Origin of the sequence: Streptomyces sp. CLV115 (assembly GCF_038448545.1) — a bacterium.
Lineage (GTDB): Bacteria > Actinomycetota > Actinomycetes > Streptomycetales > Streptomycetaceae > Streptomyces > Streptomyces sanglieri.
Window position 1 is genome coordinate 1 of the sequence record NZ_JBCEWQ010000046.1, and the last position, 25,488, is coordinate 25,488.

The 25,488-nt window shown below is 69.1% G+C and carries 24 protein-coding genes and 3 pseudogenes; 18 read left to right on the top strand and 9 right to left on the bottom strand.

All coding sequences use genetic code 11. The annotated features are described in order from the left end of the window. Positions 1-157: 157 nt before the first annotated feature. Positions 158-557, top strand: a pseudogene (locus AADR41_RS17845) (NF041680 family putative transposase); the annotation flags it as partial. 85 nt (positions 558-642) lie between these two features. On the opposite strand, the gene AADR41_RS17850 reads toward AADR41_RS17845, so the two are convergent. Further along, positions 643-891, bottom strand: coding sequence for a helix-turn-helix domain-containing protein (locus tag AADR41_RS17850; protein WP_342282398.1), 249 nt, complete (start codon positions 889-891; stop codon positions 643-645). After that, entirely contained in the window at positions 891-1,583 is a 693-nt protein-coding gene (locus tag AADR41_RS17855) for a DUF2975 domain-containing protein (protein ID WP_342282399.1), read from the bottom strand. The genes AADR41_RS17850 and AADR41_RS17855 overlap by 1 nt, the downstream gene beginning before the upstream one ends. 27 nt (positions 1,584-1,610) lie before the next feature. On the opposite strand from AADR41_RS17855, the gene AADR41_RS17860 reads away from it, so the two are divergent. From AADR41_RS17860 to AADR41_RS17880, 5 genes are all read left to right on the top strand, one after another. Next, positions 1,611-1,880 carry a hypothetical protein gene (locus AADR41_RS17860; protein ID WP_342282400.1) on the top strand — a complete coding sequence of 90 codons (270 nt, stop codon included), beginning with the start codon at positions 1,611-1,613 and terminating at the stop codon, positions 1,878-1,880. A gap of 4 nt (positions 1,881-1,884) precedes the next feature. Next, on the top strand, positions 1,885-2,592 hold the full coding sequence (locus tag AADR41_RS17865) for a tyrosine-protein phosphatase (protein ID WP_342282401.1): 708 nt from the start codon (positions 1,885-1,887) through the stop codon (positions 2,590-2,592). A 350-nt stretch (positions 2,593-2,942) separates the two neighbouring features. Further along, on the top strand, positions 2,943-3,875 hold the full coding sequence (locus AADR41_RS17870) for an aminoglycoside phosphotransferase family protein (protein ID WP_342282402.1): 933 nt from the start codon (positions 2,943-2,945) through the stop codon (positions 3,873-3,875). A 547-nt stretch (positions 3,876-4,422) separates the two neighbouring features. Beyond that, positions 4,423-5,907 (top strand): Ig-like domain-containing protein, encoded by a 1,485-nt coding sequence (locus AADR41_RS17875; protein ID WP_342282403.1) that lies wholly within the window; start codon positions 4,423-4,425, stop codon positions 5,905-5,907. Positions 5,908-5,935: 28 nt separating this feature from the next. Continuing rightward, positions 5,936-6,376, top strand: a complete 441-nt coding sequence (locus AADR41_RS17880; protein WP_342282441.1) for a Helicase associated domain protein — start codon at positions 5,936-5,938, stop codon at positions 6,374-6,376. Here the strand turns inward: AADR41_RS17880 and AADR41_RS17885 are convergent. Then, positions 6,345-7,052 (bottom strand): response regulator transcription factor, encoded by a 708-nt coding sequence (locus tag AADR41_RS17885; RefSeq protein WP_342282404.1) that lies wholly within the window; start codon positions 7,050-7,052, stop codon positions 6,345-6,347. The two genes, AADR41_RS17880 and AADR41_RS17885, sit on opposite strands and share 32 nt — an antisense overlap. Further along, positions 7,049-8,257: a sensor histidine kinase gene (locus AADR41_RS17890; protein ID WP_342282405.1), complete on the bottom strand. Its 1,209-nt coding sequence runs from the start codon at positions 8,255-8,257 to the stop codon at positions 7,049-7,051. The genes AADR41_RS17885 and AADR41_RS17890 overlap by 4 nt, the downstream gene beginning before the upstream one ends. 177 nt (positions 8,258-8,434) lie before the next feature. Here AADR41_RS17890 and AADR41_RS17895 point away from each other — a divergent pair, with 177 nt between their 5' ends. Together AADR41_RS17895 and AADR41_RS17900 are read left to right on the top strand one after the other, a co-directional pair. After that, the gene (locus tag AADR41_RS17895; RefSeq protein WP_342282406.1) at positions 8,435-9,355 is read left to right on the top strand and encodes an ABC transporter ATP-binding protein; all 921 of its coding nucleotides are present in this window, start codon (positions 8,435-8,437) and stop codon (positions 9,353-9,355) included. Continuing rightward, complete coding sequence (locus AADR41_RS17900; RefSeq protein ID WP_342282407.1) at positions 9,352-10,125, top strand: ABC transporter permease subunit; 774 nt, start codon at positions 9,352-9,354, stop codon at positions 10,123-10,125. Before AADR41_RS17895 ends, AADR41_RS17900 begins: the two co-directional genes overlap by 4 nt. A gap of 310 nt (positions 10,126-10,435) precedes the next feature. On the opposite strand, the gene AADR41_RS17905 is transcribed toward AADR41_RS17900, so the two are convergent. Further along, positions 10,436-11,692 carry a HEAT repeat domain-containing protein gene (locus AADR41_RS17905; protein WP_342282408.1) on the bottom strand — a complete coding sequence of 419 codons (1,257 nt, stop codon included), beginning with the start codon at positions 11,690-11,692 and terminating at the stop codon, positions 10,436-10,438. Positions 11,693-12,048: 356 nt separating this feature from the next. On the opposite strand from AADR41_RS17905, the gene AADR41_RS17910 reads away from it, so the two are divergent. The 7 genes and pseudogenes from AADR41_RS17910 (at position 12,049) to AADR41_RS17940 (ending at position 17,761) form a co-directional block, all read left to right on the top strand. After that, the gene (locus AADR41_RS17910) at positions 12,049-12,255 is read left to right on the top strand and encodes a hypothetical protein (protein WP_342282409.1); all 207 of its coding nucleotides are present in this window, start codon (positions 12,049-12,051) and stop codon (positions 12,253-12,255) included. A 103-nt stretch (positions 12,256-12,358) separates the two neighbouring features. Next, entirely contained in the window at positions 12,359-12,790 is a 432-nt protein-coding gene (locus tag AADR41_RS17915; protein ID WP_342282410.1) for a hypothetical protein, read from the top strand. 44 nt (positions 12,791-12,834) lie between these two features. Next, a pseudogene (locus AADR41_RS17920) lies at positions 12,835-12,960 on the top strand (MarR family transcriptional regulator); the annotation flags it as partial. Then, positions 12,959-13,106 (top strand): annotated as a pseudogene (locus AADR41_RS17925) (AraC family transcriptional regulator); the annotation flags it as partial. The pseudogenes AADR41_RS17920 and AADR41_RS17925, both read left to right, overlap by 2 nt. A 347-nt stretch (positions 13,107-13,453) precedes the next feature. Further along, positions 13,454-13,750 carry a trypco2 family protein gene (locus AADR41_RS17930; RefSeq protein ID WP_342282411.1) on the top strand — a complete coding sequence of 99 codons (297 nt, stop codon included), beginning with the start codon at positions 13,454-13,456 and terminating at the stop codon, positions 13,748-13,750. Next, on the top strand, positions 13,747-16,623 hold the full coding sequence (locus AADR41_RS17935) for an NACHT domain-containing protein (RefSeq protein ID WP_342282412.1): 2,877 nt from the start codon (positions 13,747-13,749) through the stop codon (positions 16,621-16,623). Before AADR41_RS17930 ends, AADR41_RS17935 begins: the two co-directional genes overlap by 4 nt. Before the next feature lie 82 nt (positions 16,624-16,705). Beyond that, on the top strand, positions 16,706-17,761 hold the full coding sequence (locus AADR41_RS17940; protein ID WP_342282413.1) for a DUF6801 domain-containing protein: 1,056 nt from the start codon (positions 16,706-16,708) through the stop codon (positions 17,759-17,761). A 219-nt stretch (positions 17,762-17,980) separates the two neighbouring features. Here AADR41_RS17940 and AADR41_RS17945 read toward each other — a convergent pair whose 3' ends face one another. Then, complete coding sequence (locus AADR41_RS17945; RefSeq protein WP_342282414.1) at positions 17,981-18,757, bottom strand: alpha/beta hydrolase; 777 nt, start codon at positions 18,755-18,757, stop codon at positions 17,981-17,983. A 525-nt stretch (positions 18,758-19,282) separates the two neighbouring features. Continuing rightward, positions 19,283-19,729, bottom strand: coding sequence for a glutaminyl-peptide cyclotransferase (locus AADR41_RS17950; protein WP_342282415.1), 447 nt, complete (start codon positions 19,727-19,729; stop codon positions 19,283-19,285). Between the two features lie 17 nt (positions 19,730-19,746). On the opposite strand from AADR41_RS17950, the gene AADR41_RS17955 reads away from it, so the two are divergent. Beyond that, positions 19,747-20,742 (top strand): hypothetical protein, encoded by a 996-nt coding sequence (locus AADR41_RS17955; protein ID WP_342282416.1) that lies wholly within the window; start codon positions 19,747-19,749, stop codon positions 20,740-20,742. Between the two features lie 202 nt (positions 20,743-20,944). Here AADR41_RS17955 and AADR41_RS17960 read toward each other — a convergent pair whose 3' ends face one another. Beyond that, positions 20,945-21,412 (bottom strand): hypothetical protein, encoded by a 468-nt coding sequence (locus AADR41_RS17960; protein ID WP_342282417.1) that lies wholly within the window; start codon positions 21,410-21,412, stop codon positions 20,945-20,947. Between the two features lie 616 nt (positions 21,413-22,028). Here AADR41_RS17960 and AADR41_RS17965 point away from each other — a divergent pair. Continuing rightward, positions 22,029-23,477, top strand: coding sequence for an amidase (locus AADR41_RS17965; RefSeq protein ID WP_342282418.1), 1,449 nt, complete (start codon positions 22,029-22,031; stop codon positions 23,475-23,477). 534 nt (positions 23,478-24,011) lie between these two features. Here the strand turns inward: AADR41_RS17965 and AADR41_RS17970 are convergent. After that, the gene (locus AADR41_RS17970; protein ID WP_342282419.1) at positions 24,012-24,560 is read right to left on the bottom strand and encodes a hypothetical protein; all 549 of its coding nucleotides are present in this window, start codon (positions 24,558-24,560) and stop codon (positions 24,012-24,014) included. A 224-nt stretch (positions 24,561-24,784) separates the two neighbouring features. On the opposite strand from AADR41_RS17970, the gene AADR41_RS17975 reads away from it, so the two are divergent. Further along, the gene (locus tag AADR41_RS17975; protein WP_342282420.1) at positions 24,785-25,477 is read left to right on the top strand and encodes a TetR/AcrR family transcriptional regulator; all 693 of its coding nucleotides are present in this window, start codon (positions 24,785-24,787) and stop codon (positions 25,475-25,477) included. Positions 25,478-25,488: the final 11 nt, after the last annotated feature.

Here is a 25,488-nt window from a genome sequence, read left to right on the forward strand (position 1 = left end):
GAACTCGACACGGAGAGCGAAAACTTACGCATCACCCGCAAGACGCTCCTCACCATCGCCGCCCCAGTGCCCGTCGAGGAGCCGCCCCGCCCGGACGTGCCGGACCACCCGGCTTACCGGCAGATCCCGAAACGGGCATTACCTCGCGTACCGCACTCTGAGAAGATTCGACATCGAGCACCTCTACAGGCTGATGAAACAGACCCTCGGGTGGACGCGGCCGAAGCTTCGCACCCCCCGAGGCCGGCGGGCGCTGGACCTGGCTGATCATCGCCGCGCACACCCAGATTCGCCTTCTGTGCGGGGCCGCCGACGACTTGCGGCGGCCGTGGGGGAAGCCCGCCGGGCCCGGCCGACTCACCCCGGCCCGAGTCCGCCGGGGGTTCAGAAACCTCCGCCCACATCTCACCTGCCCGGCCCGTGCACCGAAACCCTCAACACTTGGACCAGGCAGGCCACTTGGCTCGAAGAACCAGCGGCCCGCCACCCGCTACGACGTGGGCAGGACCGTGAAACGACCCGAGAGCATCACCGAACGAAACCGACTCAGACCATAAAGAGCAAGCTCATCGTCCTTTCGGCACGTAGAACAGACCTCGGCATCGGCCCGGCCCGCCTCGGACCGCGGCCGGCGGGTGCCGTCTACCGATGACGCTCGTCTTCGCCGCCTCGGTACGTAAGCAGGTCGCCCGGCTGGCAGTCGAGGACCTCGCAGATGCGGGTCAGTGTGGTGAAGCGGATGGCGCGGGCCCGGCCGTTCTTCAGGATGGACAGGTTCACATTGGTCACGCCGACCCTGGAGGCGAGCTCCGCGAGGGTCATGCCGCGCTCGCTGAGCATGCGGTCGAGATGGACCTCGATTTCATGGCTGTCGTTGTCGTCCGGTGCCATCACACCGTCCCTTCCAGATCCTCCCGCATGGCCACCCCGGTGCGCATGATACGGGCGAACGTGAGGATGCCCAGGGACGTGAAGACGAGTGCGTAGGGCGGCTGCCAGGTCTCCAGCCAACTGTCCGCGGTGAAGGTGTAGTCCTTGGCCAGGGTCGCCAGTAGCGCTGCGTGCGCGCCGGCTTCCACCACCGCTGCGACCAGGCAGCCGAGCAGCAGCCACCAGCCCGCGATCCGCAGGTACTTGGCAGTCCGTGTGGTGAAGACGCCCTCGCGGGAAGCGCCCCGTATCAAGCGGTTGAGCAGGAACAGAATGCCCAGGACCAGCAGCAACGAGGGGAAGCCGCCGAGGAAGTCGAACAGTCGCTGGACACCGTCGGCGTGGTCGGTGCAGTAGGACGGGCGGGTCATGACCTCCACCCCCGCATGGGGCTGGAACCTGTCGGTGAACCCGTCCGTGCCGAAGTCCGAGCGGGACTCGGCACACACATTCGGACCGCCCCACATCAGTCCCAGCTTCGTGCCGGCCAGAGGTCCCAAGGCGCTGGCGACGAGGCCCACGAGACACAGCCGGTAGACACCCCGGACCACAGTGGCGACCGGCTCCAGGAGCCTGGCCTCGGCGTGGTCGCCATGCGACGGAGGCTGATCCGGCAGTCCGGCCCCATTGGAACTCTGTACCTCAGCGGACATCAGCAACCGCCCCTATATCGAATATCGATGTTATCGAATAACGATAAGAGCGGACGCGGCGACGGTCAACCCCTCCTCGACGTCGCGGTCGCGGTCTCGGGGGCGTACGACGACGTCGAGCGGGTCGCCCACATCCACATCGGCATCCCGATCGCGTACCGCCCGGCCGCACAGGGACTCGCCACCTCTGGGCCCACCAGCTTCATGGAGTCGACCGCGCGGCGCGCCGCCGGCTCGGCTCCAGAAGAGCACGCGCAGCCCCCGAAACAGCCCGCTGAACGTGCGAACGTACAGTGAGCCGATGACGATCAGTGGGGTGGGAACAGCGGCGTCGGCCGGTGTCGACGGGGCGCGAAACTTCCGGGACGCCGGCGGAATCGGGGGGTTGCGGCCCGGTGTCCTCTACCGGTCCGGCGCGTTGCACGCGATGTCGGCGAAGGGGGCACGTGAGCTGGAGGACCTGGGGGTGCGTGCGGTCGTCGACCTGCGCAGCCGCCCCGAGGTCACCGACCGGCCCGATGCCTTGCACGGGACGGCGATCAGACACCTGCATGTTCCGGTGTTCGCCGAGCAGCGATGGCCGCGGGAGCAGATGGAGCTCTACCCGTCGATGGCCGAGCATTCCGGCCGTGCTGTGCTGGCAGTGCTACGACACCTGCGTGCCGAGGGCAACGGACCAGTGCTCGTCCACTGTGCATCGGGGAAGGACCGGACCGGTGTTGTGGTCGCCCTTGTGCAAACACTGTTCGGGGCGTCCGAGGCGGAGGTAGTCGCGGACTTCGTGCGTTCCAACACCGAGCTGGGTCTGCCCGTCGCACAGCCGTCGGGCCCACGGGGACACAACACCCTGCCGGTCACAGCCGGACACCTTCGTCGCGCACTCCTGTGGATCCGCAGCCACCACGGTTCTGTACCAGCCTGCCTCCAGGCCCGGGGCGCCACGGAGGAAGACCTCTCCATGCTGCCCGCCAAAGCATCAGCGACCCACCTGCCTGCCACTCCTTCTTGACCTCCACCGCTCATCGATGAGACACGCGCCAGCTGAGATCCCAGGTGCAGGACATGTCCCAGAGGTGAACCGGCATCACGTGGACGGTGACTTCGACGCACCGTCCCTCAGACGTACGGCCTTCGTGGGTCAGCACATGGATCCGGGCGTTGGCAGGCAGGCCCAGGGTCTGCTGTTCCCTCGGACGGGACGCGGGGGCGAGGGCCGCCGGGCTCCTGCGCTGCGACGGCGTGCCCTGCCGCGACAGTGCCTGGCAGAGTGGCCCTCCCTCTGGTCATGAGACCCCTTCTTGGGGGCGGTGGCCGGCTCGGGCCTGGGTGGGGCGTCGGGCCGGCGCGTAAGGTGCCCAGGTGATCGAGATACCAGAGGCGTTCGCGCAGAGCACGATCGAGCGCGAAGGAGAGCCTGGAGCGGCCTGGCTCGGCGAACTTGCCGGGATCGTGGAAGAACTGCTGGGGCGCTGGGAGTGCGTGCCGGACGGGAAGATCATGCACGGGGGTGTCGGGGTAATCATCCCCGTGCGGCAGCGGGCCGAAGGCACTGCTGTGCTGAAGGTGTCGTTTCCGCACCCTGGCAACGCCCACGAGCCGGATGCTTTCGCGGCGTGGGGCGGGCGCGGAGCGGTCCTGCTGTACGAACGCGACGATGAGCGGTTCGCGATGCTGCTTGAGCGGGTCCGTACGACAACCCTGGCCGGAGTCGAAGACGGCGACGAGGTTGTGCGGGTCGCAGGGGGCATCAGCCGCCGGCTGGCCATCCCCGCGCCGCCGGGCCTGCCCCGGCTGACGGAGCAGGCCAATGTTTGGGAGGAGCAGCTGCGCAAGGACGCCGCGGAACTGACGCATGCACTGCCGCGCCACGTGGTGGATGCCGCCGTGGCGACCGTCCGCGAGCTGGGCCGCGTCCAGCCGGAGACCCTCATCCACGGTGACCTCCACGCCAGGAACATCCTGCGTGCCGACCGTGAGCCATGGCTGGCCGTGGATCCCAAGGGATATGCAGGAGATCCCGCTTACGACGGCGGCACGCTGCTCAAGTCGCGCGCGCTGACGCTCCTGGAGGCGGACGACCTGCGCAAGGCGGTCCATCGCACTCTGGACGTCTTCGCCGAAGCTGCGGAAGTCGATCGCGAACGTGCTCAGCGTTGGGCCCAGTTCCATGCCGTCCAGGCTGCTTTCTGGGGCCGACGCCAAGGATTCCGCATCGCTCGCAGCGGACCGCAGTTGGACTGGCTCACCGAATTCACCGACCGTCTCGCGGAGTTGCTCACCGAACGCCCGTAGGCCGGCATCTCACCGGGCCGGGGCGGGGCCGGGGAGGACGGCATGCACGGCATGCAGCATCTGCTGTGCCGGGCCTCTACGCGATGCCTCGACATGCGGGCCTACCGGTCCCGGGTTCGCAGTTCACGGCCCTGCGCTGTTTCACCCTCGATGCCACCGACCACGCCGACCGCAAGAACGGGGCAGCATGATCCGCCGCCACATCATCGGGCGAAACACCCGCGTCACCGGTGCCCGACTGCGGCGGGTGGTCGCCCGGGCGAACGTCGTCCGACATGGCAGTCGCCACACCTTGGACCGGCTGTGGACGGCCGAGTCGGAAGCAGTCGTTCAGGCGAGTGAGCCGTTTCCGGACCGGCCACCCGTGGAGTGACCGTCAGGAACCCTCACGATCAACAGCAGGGCGAGCCGTTAGCACCCGAGGGTGATTTTCGTACACAGACGGTCACTCTGGGTGTGCTTCAAAGGATCTTGCCGGGGTGGCGGTCCCAGCCTGGGGGCGGACCGGGGATGGCCCCGGTCCGCTCCAGCTTCAGGGAAGAGACACATGTCTGTCCGCATCAGCCGTCCGCACGCAGTCACGGCCGTCCTCTGTTCCACGATCATCGGTAGCGGTGTGACCGCGGCCCCGGCCCAGGCCGCCACGCACACTGTCCTGACGATGAACGGTACGTCCGTCTCCGGGCAGGCGTACAACGGCACACAGCCCCAGAGCTTCCGCATCGTCAAGCAGGCCGACGGATCGTTCGGCATCCGCAGCTTCTACCAGGGCACCAACTCCGTACTGACGATGAACGGTACGTCCGTCTCCGGGCAGACGTACAACGGCACACAGCCCCAGAGCTTCCGCATCGTCAAGCAGGCCGACGGATCGTTCGGCATCCGCAGCTTCTACCAGGGCACCAACTCCGTACTGACGATGAACGGTACGTCGGCCTCCGGGCAGACGTACAAGGGGACGCAGGACCAGAGCTTCGAGCTGGTCCGCCAGGGCGACGGGTCGTGGGGCATCCGCGCGTTCTACCCCGGTCCCCGCGCCCCGCAGGCCCCGCAGGCCCGCAATGACGGCGCGACCACGGCCGCGGGCCAGGCCACCGACGTCAATGTCCTGGCGAACGACTCCGGCACCGGCACCACCCAGCCGCTGGACCTCACCATCAGCAGTGCCTCCGCGCCGGCCAACGGCACTACCCGGATCGTCGGCGGCAAGGTCCGCTACACCCCGAACGCGGGCTTCACCGGCTGCGACTCCTTCACCTACACCATCCGGGACATCTTCGGCCAGCAGTCCACCGCGACCGTGCACGTCGCGGTCTCCGCGAACAACGACGCGACCGCGCAGCCGATCAGCGGCACGGCCCTGACGGTGTCCGCGGGCACCTTCACCGGCTCGCCGTTCCAGGCCGGCAACACGGCCCAGAAGTTCACCCTGGTCCCCCAGGGCGACGGCTCCACCGGCATCCGCAACACCGCGACCGGTCGGGTTCTGACCACGATCGGCAGCGCGGTCAGCGCTGCCCCGTACCAGGGCCTCGCGTCCCAGAGCTTCGATCTCACACCGCAGGGCGACGGCTCCACCGGAATCCGCAACACCTACAGCGACGATGCGATCAACGTCGACAGCACCACCGGCGCCGTCACCGCGCGCCCCGTCAACGGCACCCAGCCGCAGAGCCTCCAGCTGATCGACCTGGGCGACGGCACCTACGCCGTCCTCACCTACTACGGCAGCACACGAGTCCCGCAGAACCCCACCGCCCGCACCGACGGCGCCGCCACCACGCAGGGCACCGCAACGACCATCGACGTCCTCGCCAACGACAACAGCACCGGCCGCACCGACGCCCGGGGCCTCACCGTCACCGCCGTGTCCACCCCGGGCAACGGCACCGCCGAGATCGTCGACGGCAAGGTCCGCTACACCCCGAACGCGGGCTTCACCGGCTGCGACTCCTTCACCTACACCATCCAGGACGCCCTCGGCCGCACCACCACCGGCACCGTCAATATCGCCGTCTCCGCCCGCAACTAGGGCCGTACCCCGCTGTGTGGTGCCGGCGATGCGGCCGGCACCACACAGCGGACGTGTCCGTCCCTTTGTCCGCAATCAGGACCACCGGACACAGGTAACTCGAAGAGAACCAGCACAACGGTCTGCCGCGGGTGCCGTCACGGTCGTCACGCCCGAGGACTGGGGCGGGGTCGGCGGGTATCCGCTCGGACAGTGGATCGCCCGGCAGCGCCGCGCCCGCGCTGCCGGGACACTGGAGGCTGGGCGGGTCGCCGAGCTGGAGAAGCTCGGGACGGTGTGGTCCGAACAAGACACTGATCCTTCTGTGATCTGCGGTCAATACCGCCATCGTGCGGCCGTGTGTGATCGGAATGCCGAAACACAATCCGCACCTCCTCGGGAACCCACGTCGTCCGCGACAGGGTGCGGCCTCCGGCCGCGGTGCCGGAAGGCGGTCTTCAGGGACCGATCGGGGGCCGTACCGCCGTGACCAGGCCGCTCTCGTACGCAACGATCACCAACTGCGCCCGGTCGCGGCAGTCGAGCTTGGTGAGCAGATGGCCGACGTGGGTCTTCACGGTGGCGATTGCGAGGTACAGCCGTTCGGCGATCTCGGTGTTGGACAGGCCGCGGGCGACGAGGGTGAGGACCTCGCGCTCGCGCCCGGTCACACCGTCCAGGGTGTGCGGCAGTGGTGGCGAGGGCTGTGGGCGATGGGCGAACTCCGCGATCAGACGTCGCGTCACTGCCGGTGCCAGCAGCGCATCGCCTCCGGCGACGACCCGTATCGCCGCGATCAGTTCGCTGGGCGGCGTGTCCTTGAGCAGGAAGCCGCTCGCGCCGGCCCGCAGCGCGGCATAGACGTACTCGTCCAGATCGAACATCGTCAGCATCAGCACCTTGACGTTCGCGGTGCCGTGAGAACCGCAGATCTGCCGGGTCGCCTCGATGCCGTCCATCCCGGGCATCCGTACGTCCATCAGGACGACGTCCGGCGGATCCTGCCGGGCGCAGTCCACCGCTTCTGCCCCGTTCGCCGCCTCCGATGTGGTGACCAGGCCGGGTTCGGCATCGACGAGCACGCGGAGACTGCCGCGCAGCAGCGCCTGGTCGTCGACGATCAGGACCCGGACCGGGGCGCCGGACGGGTCGGCGGGCCGGGTCATGTGCTCTCCTCGTACGGCAGGGACGCGTGCACCGCGAAGCCGCCCTGCGGGCGCGGTCCGGTGGTGAGGGTTCCGCCGTACATGGCGACGCGTTCGCGCATGCCGACGAGACCATGGCCGCCGGCCTTCCTCGTCAGGGGCGCCCGGCCGCCGCCGTCGTCGGTGATGTCGATGCGGACGTCGCGGCCGTTCGCGACGACCTCCACCCGGCAGCGGGATTCCGGGGCGGCGTGCTTGGCGACGTTGGTGAGCGCCTCCTGGACTATTCGGTGGACGGCCAGAGCGACTCCGTCGGGCAGGTTCTCGACACCGCGCATCGTCAGCTGCGCACCGGCCTGCCCCACGAGTTCGACAAGTGCGGCGGCGCCGGGGACCGGGCCGAGGGAGGCCGGTTGTTGCTCGCCCTCGGGGGCGCGCAGCACACCGAGCATCCTGCGCATGTCGTTCAGCGCGGTGCGGCTCGTGCGTTCGATGACCTGCAACGCGTCGTGCGTCTCCTGCGGTCTGACGTGCAGGACATGGTTGGCGACACCGGCCTTGACCGCGATCAGGCCCATGCTGTGGGTGACGACGTCGTGCAGTTCACGGGCGACCCGCAGGCGTTCCTCCGTGACGGCTCGCTGCGCGAGCTGCTCCGCCGCCCGGACGGCGAACGCGCGCCGCTGCCGCGCGGCCCGTCCCAGCTGCCAGGCGGCGAGCAGCGCGATGAAGCCGAGCAGTAGCAGCCCCGGGCCGCCACGCCACCAGTACGCGTCGCCCGCGTGCGCGGCTCCGGCGGCACCGGCCAGGGCCAGGGCCGCCAGCGCCAGTCCGGGCAGCCATCGCTGCCACCAGCGGTGTGACGGCACCGTGAGGGCGACGGTGTACAGGGCGAACGCCGCCGCCAGGAACGGATCCCAGGTGGCGTCCCGTACGACGGCGACGACGGTCACCGCCAGCACGGTCAGGAACACGGGCAACGGCCAGATCCGCCGTAGGGCGACGGGCGCGGTGGCCGCGGCGACGAGCACGAGCCGCTCCCACGGCACCGGGGTCGGGGAGGGTGATGCGGACGTCGGCGCTTCGGCTGTCGAGCCGGTCAGCAACAGCGCGGCCGCGTAGGCGAACACGAACGCGCAGTCCAGGGCGATGTGTTGGCGTCGGCTCAGCCGCCGGGCCAGGATCGGATGGTTGTCCGGGTCCACCTCAGTGGTACTTGCTCGCACCTGTCGACCCTATCCAGGCGCAGGGCCCGCCGCCTGCGTCCGGCGGTTGATCCTCGCGCTCCTCCCGGGGGCTGAGGTGGAGGCTCCTGTACCGACCGTCTCCACCCGTGGGTGGAGGAAAGGCGGTAGGCCCCGAGTGGGATGTGGCGGGGTCTCTCCTCCTGGACCATCGCTCACATGATCGAAGTGACCGACCTGACCAAGCGTTACGGGAACACCACGGCGGTGGACGGGCTCAGCTTCCGGGTACGGCCCGGCTTGGTGACCGGATTCCTGGGCCCCAACGGAGCCGGAAAGTCCACCACGATGCGCATGATGCTGGGCCTGGACCGGCCGACCGCCGGCGAGGTGCGGATCGGCGGCGCACCGTACCGACAGCTGCGAGATCCGCTGCGTACGGTGGGCGCTCTGCTCGACGCCGGGGCCGTGCACCCCGGCCGGACCGCGCTGAATCATCTGCGGTGCCTGGCCCGGAGCAACCGGATCCCGGCACGCCGCGTGCTTGAGGTGATCGAGCTGGCCGGGCTGGCGGGTGCCGCGCACCGACGGATTGGCACGTTCTCGCTGGGTATGGGCCAACGGCTGGGAATCGCCGCGGCGTTGCTCGGCGAACCGGCCGTCGTGGTGCTCGACGAGCCGGTCAACGGGCTCGATCCGGAGGGCGTCCTGTGGATCCGGCGCCTTCTGCGGGACCTGGCGGCCCAGGGGCGCACCGTCCTGATCTCCAGTCACCTGATGAGCGAGGCGGCACTCACCGTAGATCACCTGGTCGTGATCGGCCGCGGCCGGCTCCTCGCGGACACCGGCATGACCGCGTTCATCGACAAGCACACGGAAGCAGGGGTGCGGGTGCGCACACCGGACCCGCAGCGGCTGCGCGACGTGCTGGCCGGCGCGGGGATCGAGGTCACCGACTGCGCGGACGGGAGCCTGAGTGCGGCTGCCGGCCCGGAGCGTATCGGTGAACTCGTCGCGGCCCACGCGGTGCCGGTGCACGAGGTGACGCGGAGTCACGCCTCGCTGGAAGAGGCGTTCATGCGGCTGACCGCCGACGCCGTCGAGTACCGGGCGCAGCGGCCGGAAGGAGCACAGCAATGACCAGCAACTCGCCCCGGGCGGTTCTCGCCGCCGAATGGATCAAAGTGTGGACCGTACGCTCGACCGGTTTCACGCTGATGCTGGCCTTCGCGCTCAGCACCGGCATCGGCACGCTCGTCGCGTTCAACTGGCGCAACGACATCGAGCACGTCGTCAACTTCGATCCGCTGGTCGCCGCGCTGTACAGCATGACCCTCGGGCAGCTCGCCATCGTCGTGCTCGGTGCCCTGCTCGTCGGTGGCGAGTACTCGTCCGGATCGATCCGGGCCTCGCTGACCGCGGTGCCGGGACGTGGTCTGCTCTACGGCAGCAAGGTCGTGGCCGGCACCCTGACCGCCCTCACTGCCTCGACGGTGATCGTCCTCGTCACGTTCGTCGCGGCACAGGCGGCACTCGGCCCCTACGGAATCGGCCTCACCACGGACGGAGTACCGGCCGCGCTCGCCGGGGCCGTCGTCTATCTGACCCTGATCTGTGCCTTCTCCATGGGGATCGCGACCGTCGTGCGCAGTTCAGCGGTCTCGATGGGCATCCTGCTCCCGCTGTTGTTCCTCGGCTCCCAGGGGCTCGGCAACATCCCCGCGCTGAAGCCCGTCCTGCGGTATCTGCCCGACCAGGCCGGCCTGGAGCTGATGCACATCGCGGGGCCGTCCAGCGACGGACGCTACGGCCCCGGTTACGGATCGGGGGCGGCTCTGGCCATCCTGTTGGCCTGGACAGCCGCCTCCCTGATCAGCGGTTATCTGGTGCTGCGCCGGCTCGACGCCTGACAGGGCGGACGGACAGCCCCACATGGCCGGTGCTGTGGCCGGGACGGTCCACCGGGTTGCGGCGGTTGCGGGCCGGTCGGTGGGACGGTGTGTTCCCGCCCGGGCTGCCGGCTGGCCGGGGCTCGGACGAGGTCATCGGGGTCGGCACCGGTGAGCAGGCAGCCGGGTGGCTCCGCCGCTGCCGTCGACTCCCGAGCGGCGTTGCCGCCGTCCTGGGCGGTTGAGTGTTACGAGGTCAGCGCACACCGCCGTCACCCTGCCGACCAGGATCACCGAACGCGGGACCGGCGGCGCCACTCACTCCGGAGCGTCAGAAGTGCACTACCCCGGTGAACGCGCCGTGTCCCACGCCCGGGCGGGTCAATGCGAGCCAGCCGTGGCCGCGCAGGGTGGTGGTGGGTTCGACCTGGTCCGGATCGACGGAAATGTAGTAGGCCGTGCTGTTGACGTCGCATTCCATGGTGGCGTTGGGGGCGTGGTCGTAGTCGGGGTCGTCGGTGAGGGGTTCCTCCCAGTCCATGGGTTCGCCCCGCCACTCCGGGATCTCGTTGCGCCAGTATCGGCGGCGCGGCACGCCGTTGAGAGCGACCGACCAGATCATGGAGTCGCTGTGTTCGTCCTGGCAGTAGTACTGGGCCTGGCCGCAGGCCGCGCTGAGGCGGCTGAGGAGCTCGTCCATGTCCCAGAACATGCTCCCCAGCGCTGTGTCGGCGTAGATCAGCCGCCAGCCGTCCAGCTCCGGCGTGACGAACACCCGGTACGCCGTGTGCTCCGTGCCGTCGGGGTCCACGACCGCGGCGGTGTCGTTGTCCATGGCGGAGAGCCCCATGGAGATCGTGCAGGGGACGGGGTCGTGCAGTCCCATGGCCTCGAAGAGGCCCTCGTACGCCGCGCCGGGGACGGCGAGCCAGCAGTGATCGGGCAGGGAGTCCGGGGCGGTGTCATGGGCCGTCTTGATGCGGACGAGGCGCTCCAGGGCGCGGCGGTCGCGCTCGTCGAACTGGTCCATGCCGCCGACGACGGCCAGGGCGGTCAGCGCGTACCGCCTCAGGTGGGCGGGCCCGTCACGGCGGATGCCTCGCAGGGTGGGGGCGGCGTTCGCGCCGATGGCTCTGACGGTCCTCTCTGCCTGGTAGCGGTTGTGCCCTGCGCGGTCGTCCAGAAAGGGGATGACATCGGTCAGTGTGCCGGCGGCGGCCTCACCGAGGTTCTCCAACCCTCCCAGGGCCTGGTGCCGTATGTCCTTCATGGGGTGGGACAGCGCGGCCGTGTACCGCGGGATACACCGTTCGTCGAAGCCGCGCAGCACGTGGCCCAGTTCCCACGAATCGGGGACCTCCTCGGCCCGGGTGCGGGCCTCCACCGCCGCGTCGAACCCGGCGGGACCTATCAGATGCAGAGCGTCCCGCACGCTCCACATGGCCGACGGGCTCACCGTGCCCAGCACGGCCACGAGTCCGGGCGCCGCGGAGCCACCCGGCTCGGCCAGCCGGCGGACGATGTCGGAGGTCGCCCGACGGTCTCGTACGGCTTGTTCGAGTTCGGCGATCAGTGCGGCTTGATCCATACGGCAGACGATAACCGAGGGCACTGACACCACCCCGGACTTCCAACACCTCTGCCCGGTCCGTGCATTCGGCCCAGCCAGCCCAGGGCGTGGGGCGGCAGTACTCAGGACCTTCCGGCCGGTTCCGGGTGGGCGTGCGGAGGGCGTAGCTGCCCGAATCCTCCTGTGATGGTCACCGCGTACGCCCGCGTACGCAGCCCAAGTGGGGAAGGTACGGCCGTGCTGAGCGTCGCCACCGACAACGGCTTGTCCTTGGACCTGGGATCCGACTGCGATCCTCGATCCTCATTCTGAAACGATCAGTCGAAGCCCCTGCTGCGGACCGGGACACCAGCCTGTTCACCGGGTTCAAGCGCGTGGACCGAAGCGGCATGCGGCGCTGCGGGATCGAGGTGGAGCAGCAGCTCGCGGCGGGAGAACGGGTCCAGTGCACGGGGAAGGCCGACCACAGCCTCACCACGGAATACGCGGACAGCATCACCGTGTCCGCCTGCACCGCGGACGGAGTACTGTTCGACGACGTCGTGGCCCAGGACAGCACGGATTGGCAGTGGGCATGCTGAGGATCGAAGAACTGGAGGCCGCGCTTCCGTCGATGGCACGGTGGCGTGTGTCCGGGGGGCGCAACGTGGACTGGGGCGCCCTTGAGGCGGTTCTCGGGACGGCATGCCCGCAGACTTCTGCACTCTGGCGGAGGCGTACCCGACACTGGTCATCGACGACTTCCTGAGCGTGTCGGTTCCCCGGCCCGGCACCGAGGCGTTGTGGGCGTCCGAGGCCAGGGAGGACGAGATCCTTCAGGACCTGTTCGAGATGGGCGACACCGAGGAGTACGTTCCCTTCCCGCAGCCGGGAGGCCTGATCAGCTGGGCGTCGTCCAATTCGGGGGACTCCTTCTACTGGAGGACGGGCCCCGCGGACCCGGACGCATGGCCGGTGGTCGCCCGCGGAGACAACGGCGACTGGTCGGAGTTCCCGGTCGGTGCCGTCGAATTCCTGGCCGGCGTCTACGGGCGCACCATCCACGTACCGGGCATGCCCGGCGACTTCCCCGGCGACCATCCGCAGGTGCTGGGCCTGAGCGACCGCATCGACTGATCGGCGAACGGTCCGCAGAAACGGGTGGGCAGCGATCGCCCGCAGTGCTCCTGAGGGGTGTCGGCGGCGAGGGCGGACACCTGCAGATGGGGCGGCTCGCCGACGCGGTCGTGCTCCGTCGGAGCGCCACCACCCGCCTGGAGGACCGCGGCCCGCCGTCCCGCTGCCTGCGCCGTCTCCCGCTCCACCCTCGCCACGCGCTTCAAGTCCACCGTCGGCCAAGGGCCGCTGGAATACCTCACGCTCTGGCGCAAAAAAACTCGCTGCCCAGCAGTTGCGGAAGGTTGGCGCCACGCTCGCCTCCATCGCACGCAGCGGTGAACCCGGCTTCGTGCGCGGTGACCGGCTGTCCGAGACACCGCGACAGCACTTCCGGGATCGGCGGCCGCATTGCCGGGCGCCGGACGGTGCCGGTCGTCCAGTGCCGCACCGACGACTCGTCATGGCCGAACTCGCGGCCCCGCTCACGAACGACCCGGGACACGGCCCGAATGAAGTCACCGGGCGAGACGCGGCGTTGTCCTGATTACGTGGTGCTGCTTGTCACTTTGCGCCAGCTTCGGGAGCACAGGGCATATTTGTCATGATCCGTGATCAGTCGGTTGGATAGCGATGCATCATGGTGGCAGTACCAGATGGTCGACGAGTGGGAATGGGGCGCAGTTGATCGAGTTGGCCACGGTGATCCAGGATCTGAGGGAAGAGCTGGAACGCGCGGTCGTTGCGGCCGAGGGTGAGGAGCTGCGCTTCGAGCTGGGGGTGATCGAGCTGGAGATGTCGGTCGCGCTGGAACGGTCTGGGCGTGCAGGCTCGAAGGTTCGCTTCTGGGTCGTGGAAACGACTGCGGAGGCGACCGCGAGTGCCAGTTCCACTCAGCGGATCAAGCTGGCGCTGCAACCGACGCTGGCAGGGTCGGACAAGACATTCATCAGCGGCGTCACCGAGGCACGTGAGGAATGAGCGCTGCGGAACGCAGGCTCTCGGCGCGGTCGGGGCTTGATCTGAGGCGGACGGTTCAGGTCCTCACCTCGACGGAGACGGGTACGCAGCGGCGCGGTTCCGGATACCGGGTTGCGGCGGACGCCGTACTTACAGCAGCGCATGTCGTGCAGGACGCCTTGTCGGTCCGCCTTCGCTTCTTCACCGAGGACGGCCGGACGACCGAGTTGCCCGGAGAACGGGTATGGATCGACGCCTCGGCGGACATCGCGTTGATCAGACTCGAACGCGGCCCGGACAGCGGGCCGGCCGGGCATGTCCCGCCCGTGCGCTTCGCATGTATCACGGACGTGGTGGAATGCGAAGCGCTGGGCTTCCCGAGGTTCACCATGCGCCGTAGTCCTGCCTCTGCGGCGAGCGACCCCCCTACGGTTTACCGGGATTCCCACCATGCACGCGGCACCACCACCCCACTGGCCGGCGTGCGCCGGGGGACACTGGAGCTCGCGCTGCGAGCACCGGAGTACGACGTCGACCGGGAGCGCTCCCCGTGGGAGGGGATGTCAGGGGCCGCGGTGTGGAGTGGCGGGTATCTGATCGGAGTGGTGAGCGAGCATCATCGTGCCGACGGACTCGGCACGCTCGCAGCGACCCGGGTGGACCGCTGGCACCAGCTCCTCCAGCCAGACCGAATCCGCGAGCTCAGCGAGCTGATCGGCCTGCCCGTCGACGCCGCGCAGCTCGAACGGCTCCCGCCACCGCAGAGCGAGCCATGGCTGCGAACCGCTGCGGAGGAGCTCGCCTCATGGGTGAAGGAGCAGTGGGCGGACGAGGAACGGCGGCGGAGCGTGCACGATCCGTTCCCGATGAGTGTGCGCTTCCGGAACGCCACCGGCCCGTTCGACAACTGGTCCAACATCTGCCAGGCGCCTCCCCGATCGCAGACGCCGTCAGCGCCTTTGACCTTGGCCGGCCCCCTCGACCGGATCGTCGAGGTGTACAGGAAAATCCCGTCCCGCCGTTTGGTGGTGCTCGGTGAGGCCGGTCAGGGCAAGACGATCCTTGCCCTGCGCTTCGTGCTCGACTGGCTGGACACCTCGGTCCCGGGCGACCCGGTGCCGGTGATCTTCAGCCTCGGCTCCTGGGATCCCACCACCTCGTTGCACGGCTGGATGTGCGACCGACTGGTGCGTGACTACCCCGACCTCAACGTTCCGGCGCCGAGCGGCGGGAACCTGGCGGACGCCCTGCTCGGCGAACACCAGATTCTTCCAGTCCTCGATGGCTTCGACGAGATCGCCGAAGCCTTGCAGCCCGCGGCGATCCGCGCGATCAACGCCACCGACACGGGCCTGCTGCTCACCAGCCGTCCGAAGGAGTACGCCAAGGCCGCACAGACGGCACACACGGTACTCAGGGGCGCCGCCGGAATCATGCTGGATCCTCTTGACCTGGTCGGCCTCACCGCTTACTTACGACGGGCAAGCCCACCCGCTCCAGGGGGTGACGAGAAGAGCACCGCGTGGGAGCCGGTCCTGGTCGAGCTGGGCAGAGGGCAACGCAGCGAAGGCGCAGGGAATGTGGCCGAGGCGCTCAGCACCCCCCTCATGGTCGCCTTGGCCCGCACCGTCTACCACAACGCGCACACGCAGCAGCCGGACGACAAGCCCCAGCCGAAGGACCTGCTGAACACCAGGCGCTTCCCCACCTCCGCCGCCGTGGAGAACTACCTCCTGTCCGCGTTCATTCCTGCCGCCTACGATCCGCCGCCCACCGGCTCACGATCCGCCGGCGCAGGCACCGGCAAGCGTCCCCGGCCGCCTCGGCGGCGCTGGGATGTCGAACGTTCCCAAGACTGGCTCAGCTACCTCGCCCGGCATCTCAACCAGCTCGGCCAGCGCAACGAACGAGACAAGAAGATCGTCCGCGACCTTGCCTGGTGGGAACTGGGCACCACCCTGCACCGTTCGTCGCGGGCGCTGGTCGTCGGAGGCCTTGCGTCGGTGGCTTTCGGGGTCACAACAGCGATCGGGAACATCCCCGTGGATCTGGTGGCAACCTCATACGGGCTGGAGTTCGCCCTGACGCGGGGAATCGTGGTCGGGGTTCTGCACGGACTCGCGGCCGGACTGGTCTTCGGGCTCATCTACTGGTTCATGTCCGGGCGCGAGGGGCTCAAGCCGTTGCAGGTGCGGGCGAGACTTTCCCGTGGGGCCTGGAAGAGACACAAGGAAGCCCGCCTCGGCGCCGTGGTCGGTGTCGTGACCGGGGCCGTGGCCGCAGTGATACTGCTTGCCCTCGACCGAATCGTGGTCCGCGAACTCGGGCTCGACGACGGCCAGGGCGGAGGCCGCGGAGCTGCGCTCGTGTTCATCTCGGAACTCGCGTTCGGGGGCGGGCTCGTCTTCGGACTGACAGCCCTTCTCGAAGCTCCCCTTCAGTCGGGATCCGCGACCCGGCCCACAGACCTGCTGAACTCCAATCGCCGGCGCGTGGTCTTCCGGCTGATGCTCTGGGCTCTCGTCATCGGGCCGACGGTCGGGCTGGTCGAGGGGGTCTGGCACGGCGCCCTGCGCGGGATCGAGGTCGGCGCGGTGTTCGGGCTTGAAGCAGCCTTCGGCGCTGGGCTGGCCTACGGGTGCGGTCTGACCGCTTGGGGACAGTGGGTCGCCCTGGCCCGGATCTGGCTGCCGCTGACCGGGCGGTTGCCCTGGCGGCTGATGGCCTTCCTGGACGACGCTCACCAGCGCGAGGTGCTGCGCCAGGCCGGCGCGGTGTACCAGTTCCGTCACGCCAGCGTCCAGGACCACCTCAACAGCGAATACCGAAGACGCTCAGCAGGAGAATCCACGCCTCACCCCCGGAACCCGCCGTTGTCGCAGCCGCGTCAATAGGACAAAGGCGCGTATCGGGACTTTCGTTGATCAAACGACAGGAGGAGCGATGGGGCTCGCGGGAGGTTCAGGGAGGTCGGGGGTGAAAATCGCTCTCGGGGCCGCGACAGCCGCACTGGTCGCAGTTGCGGGCGTGCTCGGGACCGGTGTCGCAGCCGCGCGACCGGTCTCACTGACCCTGCACTACACCTGTGATTTTCCGTATATCAGGGGCCAACGTGTCACCGTGCAGGTCAAAGCAGATGTTCCGGACTCACACACCGTCGGCGTGCCCACCCGGCCGTTTCCCATCACGGTGATGGCGACGGTGAGCGAACTGTTCACCACCGGGCTCAATTTCCTCCGCGTGCACTCCATTGAGGGCACGGCGGACGGCAACGTCAATGTGGCCGCGCCACAGGGCAACTTCGGCGTCAGTATCCTCTTCACCATCCCCAGCACCACCGTCCCGGATTCGGGTTCCTTCCGCGTTCCGGTGACCGGCGTCGGCCCCTCGCTCAAGTTCACCCGGCAGGGTAATGGGGAGGTCACCGCCGGGAACATCAACCTGCACCTCGCCGCAAGGGATGCCGACGGCAATCCGACCCTGGGGAAACTTGAACTGCCCTGCACCTTGGACAGCGGGCAGAACGACGTGATCGAGTCGTTCGACGTCGGACCGCGACCATCGGCGACCGCCACGGGGACGTCCGGAGCAACACCCACAGCCACCTCTGGACGGGCAACCTCGGGAGCCGGCGGGAATGGGGCGAAGCAGGGCTCGGCCGCCATGAACGATCCTGGACCGGTGGCCCCGGGAACCGCAGGCGCCTCAACCGGCGGCAGCTCGATCGCGGCGGGCCCCGGCGGTACGGTCGCGCCTTCGACCGGCTCGGCTCCGGCAACCACGGTGAAGCCCACGACGACTTCCACGATCAACGGTACGCCCCTGAACGCAACCGGGGGCGGGGCCGGCAGCACCAGTGCCCGGATCCTGCTCACCCTGGGTGGCTGTGCCGCGGCGATCGGCGCCGTCGGATACGGCGGGTCGCTGTGGCGTCGCCGCCATGCCGGCAGCGAAGGATTCTTGACAGTGAGCCGACTGGAGGAGGTACCGGAGCAGGATCAAAGGGGCCAAGCTCCTCCTGACGCCCCGTGAGCCTTCCTGCTGTCCGGCCCTGTTCGCGAGACCCGAAAGCGTCTGTGCATGCACTCGGCAGCATGCGAAGTCTCCGCAGAACTCGAAGTCTCCGTAGAACTCGAACAGTTGATGACTTCAGGCAGCACGGGGCCCCTGCCGCGAGTTCAGCAGGGGCCCACGGTGCAGACGGTTACGAAGGTCCGGGACCTGTCCGCAATGGGCGGTATGCCGCCGGCATCAGCTACCGTCCGCTGCCGGTCCGACGGCCCGGCCCGGCTTCAGGTGCCGTGTGAAGAACTGGGCCGCTGCGTCCCCGGCGAACTGCGGGACGCCGGTGTGACCGCCCATATTGGCGTGCAGGGACTTCTCCTTGGAACCGAAGGCGTCGAACAGGTCCAGGGCAGCCTGCCGGTCGTTGCCTTCGTCGTCCCACTGCAGCAGGACATGCAGCGGAACAGTGACCTGCCGGGCCTCCTCGAACATGACGCGAGGCACGAGACTCCCCGCGAACAGACCGGCGGCAATGATGCGCGGCTCGACCACCGCCAGCCGGATGCCGATGGAGATCACTCCCCCCGAGTACCCGACCAGGCCGCCGATCTCGGGCAGCGACAGGAAGGCGTCCAGCGCGGCCTGCCATTCCGGGACCGCCTTGTCGACCAGCGGGAGGACGAGGGAGTCGACAGTCTCGTCGCTGACCGGCTCGCCGGCCTGCATCGCCCGGCGCAGGTCGGCGCGGGCCTGGTCGAGGGCGGGCCAACTGGGCCGGTCGCCGCATCCGGGGAGCTCGATGGTGGCTGTGGCGAAGCCCTCCGCCGCGGAGTGCCGGGCCCGGGCCAGCAGTCGGGGGTGCATCTTGCGCAGCCCGAGCGTGGGGTGGCCGAGCAGGATCAGTGGCACTGGTGCGGAAGCGGATGCGGCTTCGGGCGTCCACAGGATGCCGGGAATCTCGCCGAGGACGAATTTACGTTCGAGGACACCGTCGTCGAGACGTTGCTCGGAAGTGAAATGCATGGTCGTGCCTTTCGGGAGTGCACTGGAACGGCGCTCCCGGACGACCTGCCTATCGCCCGACCGTGACCCCGGAGGGGAGCACCCATGTCAATACTGTGTTCACGGGTACCACCTCCTCGCTCTGCCGCACGGTCTCCGGAAATGTAGCAGGGGCCGTCCCTCGTCCGCCAAGCGGTTTCTGCGGAGTCTCCGTGGCCGGGCCCCACGAAGACACTGCCAAGAACTGCTGGAGGTGTCGCGGAGGGCGACGGCTCCGTTCGGCTGGAAGGGAGATGCACGCGGGCCCCAGGCTCTTCAGCGTGCTCGCATTCGGGTCCACCACCAGCCGAACGTCGCCGACTCGATGTGGTGTGGCTCCGGCAAGGTACGGCGCTCCAGTTCCTCATCGATGCGCGTGATCAGCCGGTCCAAGTCCCGTTCTGCTCCCGGAGGAAGGTGCCGCGTCGTCCACCCCGGGAATCCCCCACTGGCCGGCCTCCGAACAGCATTGGACGAGACCCGGTCCTCACGGCCGCATTGGCCGGATCAACTGCGGACCGATGTCGTCCTCCTGGTGCCCGCTGGTCGGAGGCTGTGGCCCGCACGGTGGTCCCGGTCCGGTCGAGGCGGGTGCTGACCTTGCCGAGGCCGGTGTGGATGCGGTGGGCGCCGGGTCCGGCCACCGAGCCAGGCCATTGCGGCTGTCGCGGTGACCGTTCCGGTGGCCGGGTCCAGGCGGACGATGGTGCCGGCGGGAGGGACGTTGGTCCGTACGGGGCCGTCCGGGGCGCATTCCAGCTCGTTGATTCCCCGGACGGGGGCGCCGTCCTTGTGACGTCGAGGTGGTTGGCGGCGAAGGCGGACGTCCAGGACTGCTGCGGGGCATGGGGCGTGACTGGTCCGTGCCCGGGGAAGTGTCCGAATGCCCCACTGCATGTCGCGTGCATGGCGATACTGAGATCCGGGTGCGGGGCCTTGAGGACACTTGTGCATGGGAACCGGGGGAGCGCATGGAGACTTCTGAACTGGCGGCCATGGCCGTCGCGGTCATGACCGCGACGGCGACCGGAGCGGCGACCACGGTCGGCCAGAGCGCCGGAACCGCGGTCGCCGATGCGTTGCACGCCAGGCTGGCCTCGACGGAGCGGGGGCGGACGGCCCTGAACACACTGAACCAGGCCCCGGAGGACCCGGCCGCACAGGACACGGCCCGGTCCGTGGTCCAGGAGGAGATCGAGGCGGACCCAGAACTGCGGCGTCAGCTGCAACTGCAGCTGACCGCACCGGGAACCAACGCCACGGGCAGCCTGCTGATCACCGGCAGCCAGGTGTCGCGCAGCTCCATCGCCCTGGGCCCGCTGACCATCAACAACACCCGGGGCGGGCGGGCCGTCATCGCCCTGGTGGCCGCTCTGCTGCTGGCCCTGGTCGTGGTGGCCGTATACGGGGGCGCGCGGCTGATCACGGTCGACAACTCCCCCGGGTCGTCGCAGGACGGCGGCGCCCGCCATGCCGTGCGAGCGCTGAACGTCAGCGAGGTCAAGCGGGTCGTTCCGGATCTGCCGAGCATGCCCTCCGGTTGGGAGAGATCCGGGTCCCTCGCGGCCGGCACGGACGAGGAGAACGGGTGCACAGGCGCCCAGGCACGCTTCAGCACGAACAACTGGAACGACGGCAGCACGCGTACGGTCTGGGCCGAGTTCACGGTGCGGTCCTGCCCCAGCGCGGCGCTGACCGCGAAGGCTTTCGAAGAAGTCCGGTCGGGCGTCGCCAACAACAACAGGGCGAAGGAGATCTCCTTGCCTGAGCTCGGCGACCAGCACGCCGCGATCACCCACTACAACATCGACCTCGACGAGACGACAGCCGTCGCCCTGCTCCGCGTCGGCACCGTCCTCGTCGAGCTGGAATACCAGCCGGTGCCCGACGACTCGGGCTGGTCCAGGGAGTTCGAGCAGTTGGCCTCGGCGGTCGCCGCCCGCGCCCAGCAGGTCCAGAACGCCTGACCTGCGGCCTCGCTCATTGACGTTCGACCGGAACAGCGCGGTCGGTCCGCACCGGTCCTTGTCGCTCCGCTTCTTCGCCCAGGCCGCCGACGCTGGTGGTGAACGGTCTGTGGTGCGCTCTGATTTCTGCCGTCTGGAGGCACGGCCAAGGCATCGCGGCCAGGTCGAGATCCCGACCGGACGGCCGGTGAAGGGCTGCGGATCACGACGGCCCTGCCTGGGGCTCCTCGCCGTCGTAGGCCCCCAGCGCGGCCTGGCGGCATTCCAGCAGGTCGCCAAGGTCCTCGTGGGTCACATGCTCCTGGTTCAGTGCCACCATGGCCCTGGCCTCGACCGAGGCCCATGCGTGACGGGCGCGTTTGTTGGCGCGGCGTCTGGTTTCGCTGCGCAGGAAGCCCGCTCCCGCCGCGAACCCGGCAGAGGCCAGAGCGGCGAGGGCGGCGGGAACGCGCACGTCCGCCGAGGCCAGTCCTGCCGCTCCCGCCGTGCCCGCGAGCAGGGCCGCGGGGAAACCGAGGGCGATGTCCGCCTTGGTCCAGAACTCGGCCCGGCGGTGGGCGAGTTGCCTCTGGCGCGTCGCCTCGTCTCTCAGCCGCTCGATCTCGGCACGCAGGCGGTGCGCGAACTCGTCCGGACTCAGGCGCGTGGTTCCGTCAGCGGGAATGACCATAAAGGCATTCCAACACGCCTGCTTCAGAAGGTACTTGGCGATCCTGGACAGCCTTCGGGCGCGGCGGACGTGAGCTTCCCACAATGGTGTGCCGCCAAGTCGCGCAGCCGATCTTGCCGTGTGGTGGCAGGCCGTCACTGAACGCGGCATCCGTCTGCATCACCGCGCCCACGACCACGATCCGCTGGGCCCCTGCCGGGGCCGGTACTCCGAAGTGGCGTCCCGGGGCCGGGAAATGGGAAGTCCACACCGACCCGCAGGATGTTCGCGGGATCTGGGCACGGCCCCCGACGGGGAGCTCGCCGAGGTCCTGCGGATCCACCGCGAGCACGTCCGCCATCCGTTCAACGACCGCACCCGGCAGTAGTGGAAGAGTGGTGTCGAAGTCTTCGGTGAGGCCGGGGTTGCCTCCCGTTTCTCGTGAACATTCCCGAGCCCGTCAGCCTCCAGCCGCTGCCCGAAGTGCCGGACGAAGCTGCTGCCGAGAGTGAGAAAAGCCACACCCCGACATGGTCCCCCACGTCCGCTAAGGTCGGCTTAGACCCGCCCTGAACTGGGATTTTGCGTCGGCCGCAGCAATGTGATCGGCGCGGGTCTGGCCTTTCCTGGAGATTGCATGACCGATCTGGCATTTCGTTCCGCAGGTCAACTCGCCGCCGCGGTCGCGGCGAAGGAGGTGTCGAGCGTCGAGTTGCTCGACCACTACCTCACCCGGGTGGAGCGGCTCGATCCGAAGGTGAACGCCATCGTCGCCCGGGACGAGGAGGGTGCGCGAGCCGCAGCTCTGGCGGCCGACCGCGCGGTCTCCCGCGGCGAGCCGCTCGGTCGCCTGCACGGCGTCCCCATGACGATCAAGGACAGTCTTGAGGTTGCGGGCATGCGGACCACCGGGGGTTCGGCCCGTTGGGGAGAGCATGTCTCGACGAGCGACGCCGAGTCGGTCACACGGCTCAAGAACGCGGGAGCGGTCGTCTTCGGCAAGTCCAACATGCCGCCCGACGCCCGGGACTGGCAGACCTACAACGAGGTCTACGGGACCACGAACAATCCATGGGACCCGACGCGCGGACCCGGCGGTTCGTCCGGCGGGTCCGCCGCGGCAGTCGCCGCGGGGCTGACCGGCCTGGAGCTCGGCGGCGACACGGCAGGCTCGATCCGGGTGCCTGCCCACTTCTGCGGCGTCTACGGGCTGCGCCCGTCGTTCGGGATCGTGCCGAGGTACGGGAGCGTCTCGGGACATGCTCCTGGGACGCTGGCGGATTTCGACATGGCGGTACTCGGCCCGCTCGGCAGGCACGCCGACGACCTCGACCTGGGTCTCGACGTCCTCGCAGGAGCGGACCACGACCGCGCCCCGGGATGGCGGCTGGAGCTGCCCGCCGCCAGGTCGAGCACCCTGCGGGACTTTCGAGTCGCGGCATGGGTCGACGACCCGTTCTGTCCCGTCGACAGCGAGCTGGCCGCGGTCATGCAGGCCACGCTGGAGGCGGTGCGGGCCGAGGGCGCCGTGGTGGTCGAGGGCAAGGGGCCGGTCGGGCTCGAAGAGACGATGGCCCTCTACCAGCCGTTGCTGATGGCACAGAGCGGGCTGGTCGAGCCGGACGAGTCGTATGCCGGGCTCGTGGAGCTCGCCGCGGCGGAAGGGGCCGCCGGCGGGTTCGCGTCGGACCTGACGCTCCGCTTCCGTGACTGGCACGACCTCGACGAACGTCGGCAGCACTCCCGCCGCCGCTGGGCCGAGTTCTTCCGCGACGTCGACGTGCTCATCTGCCCGGTGAGCCCTACGGCCGCCTTCCCTCACGACCACCGACCCGACCCCGGCTGGTCGGTCCGAACTCTGCGGGTCGACGGCGCCGACCGCCCGTATCACGAGATGCTCACGTGGATGGCGCCTTCGTCGGTCAACCATCTGCCCGCGGCGGTGGCACCTGTCGGGGCGACCCGGGAAGGGCTTCCGGTCGGCATCCAGGTGATCGCGCCCTACCTGCACGACCGCACCGCGGTCCAGTTCGTACGGTGCCTCGCGGAGGTGATCGGCGGGTTCCGCCGTCCGCCGGGATTCTGAGAGCCGCCACCGGGCTGCCGACCTGTGGCGCAGCGGCGGGCGACCTGGCCGCCGCGCTCTCGTCGTGTACGGAGCACTTCCCCGGCCGAGGGTGACTGCGGGCAGGCCGGGGTCGGTCGTGGTCAACCCCGCCGTGGGCCGCGGGGGTGCGCCGCCGGGGCCGTCGACAGGGAAGGTGCGGACTGCGGACTACGGACTGCGGTCTGCGGTCTGCGGTCTGCGGTCTGCGACAGCCTGGGCTGTTGCCCCTCACACCGGGGCCCGCACCACCCTCGGGACGCTGTTGGTCAATTCGGTCCGGCTCGTGACGTCGGCCTTCAAGACCTGGTCGTGGTCTTGAAGGCCGACATTGTCGTACGGGTGTGGTGCGACGAAGCAACAGCCGGGGCGAGCAGTGCGGTTGCGCTGCTGTGACGAAGTCGGCGCACCTGCGACAAGATCGGCCTACTTCTGATGCTCGACCCTCCGCAGCTGAGCACGGAACGGGCCGTCGGAACGTTCCCGGCCCCGACGGAACCGTCCTGCACTGAAACGTCAGGCCCGGTCCGGCAACAGTTCCGCGTTGAGTACGGCGATGCCCGCCTCACCCTCCTCGAACAGGGCGATCAGCTCCTCGGGCCCTGCGTCCGGACCAGCGGTGTGGTCGACGAGGAGGACCGGCTGGAACTCCCCGCTCTGCTCGACGGGGACGAAGCCGGTGGTCAGCTCGCGGCGAAGCAGGACGACCCGGTCGGCGTCGAGCGGATCTGAGGGCAGCGCTCCGGACAGTACGCGCCCCTCCTCCGGACACGCCTGGAGGCTGTGGGCCACGACGTCCCGGTGGGCCAGGAGCGTCACCGCGAGCCGGTCACCGGTCCGCTCGTAGCGGGCGGCCAGATCCTCCGGCAGCAGGTAGAAAACGCCCTCCTCGCCCTCGTGCCCCCGGTCGAGAAGAAGCCGCGCCAGCCGGGCTCCGGGCTCGTCGACGTGCGAACCGAGTCCCAGAAACACATCACGCCCACCGGGCCCGAGGGAAGGCACCGCCCCGATCCACAGCTCGGCGGAGCCCTCCGGGGTCTGCTGGATGTCGTCGTCCTTCGTCATGGAAGCGATCCAAGCACACGGCGCCGACAGGCCATTGTTGGTGCGCTGCTCGCGGCGCAGCACCCGGGGACGACCCGGCAGCCGGCATCCACGACGCGACCGCCCACCGCCGAAGCCGAAGCCAGAGACGGCGGCGGAGAAGCGGCTGCGGCAAACCGTCACATGCCTCATTTGGAGCACCGATCCAACTTGGATTGTTGCTCCAAATGTGTCACGGTGGAGGCATGTCGACGAGAACCCGCAGGCCTCAGCGGCGTAACCAAGTGCTTTCCCAGGAGCAGATCGTCGAGGCTGCAATCGAGCTGCTCGACGCGGGTGGCGGGAGCGCGCTGACCACCAGAGCGCTGACGGAGCGCCTGTCCACCGGGTCCGGGGCGATCTATTACCGGGTGGGCAGCCGTGACGAACTGCTGGACATGGCAACGGAAACGGTCGTCACCGCTGCGCTGGCAGCCGAGCCCGCCGTGGCCGCGGCCACGCCCGAGGACGAGATCCGCAGCGTCGCGCTGGCACTGTTCGACGCGATCGCCGAGCACCAGTGGCTCGCGACACGGCTGACTCTGCAGATCGTCCGGAAGCCGTTCGGCCCGGTGACGGTGGGGATCTTCGAGAGGATCGGCCGTCAAGTGGGCGCGCTGGGTGTGCCACAGGCTTCCTGGTTCGACGCCGCCTCGGCGCTTGTGCACTACATCCTCGGGGCCGTCAGCCAGAACGCCCGCGTCGACGGTGACACCTCGACCGTCCAGCCCGACCGTGCCGAGTTCCTCGGAGCGACGGCGACGGCCTGGCAGGAACTCGCTCCCGAGGACTACCCGTTCATGCACGCCATCGTCGGTCAGATCAGGGAGCACGACGATCGCGAGCAGTTCCTCACCGGCATCGCCATCGTCCTCGACGGCCTGACCCGGCTCGGCTGACCTGTTCCGTC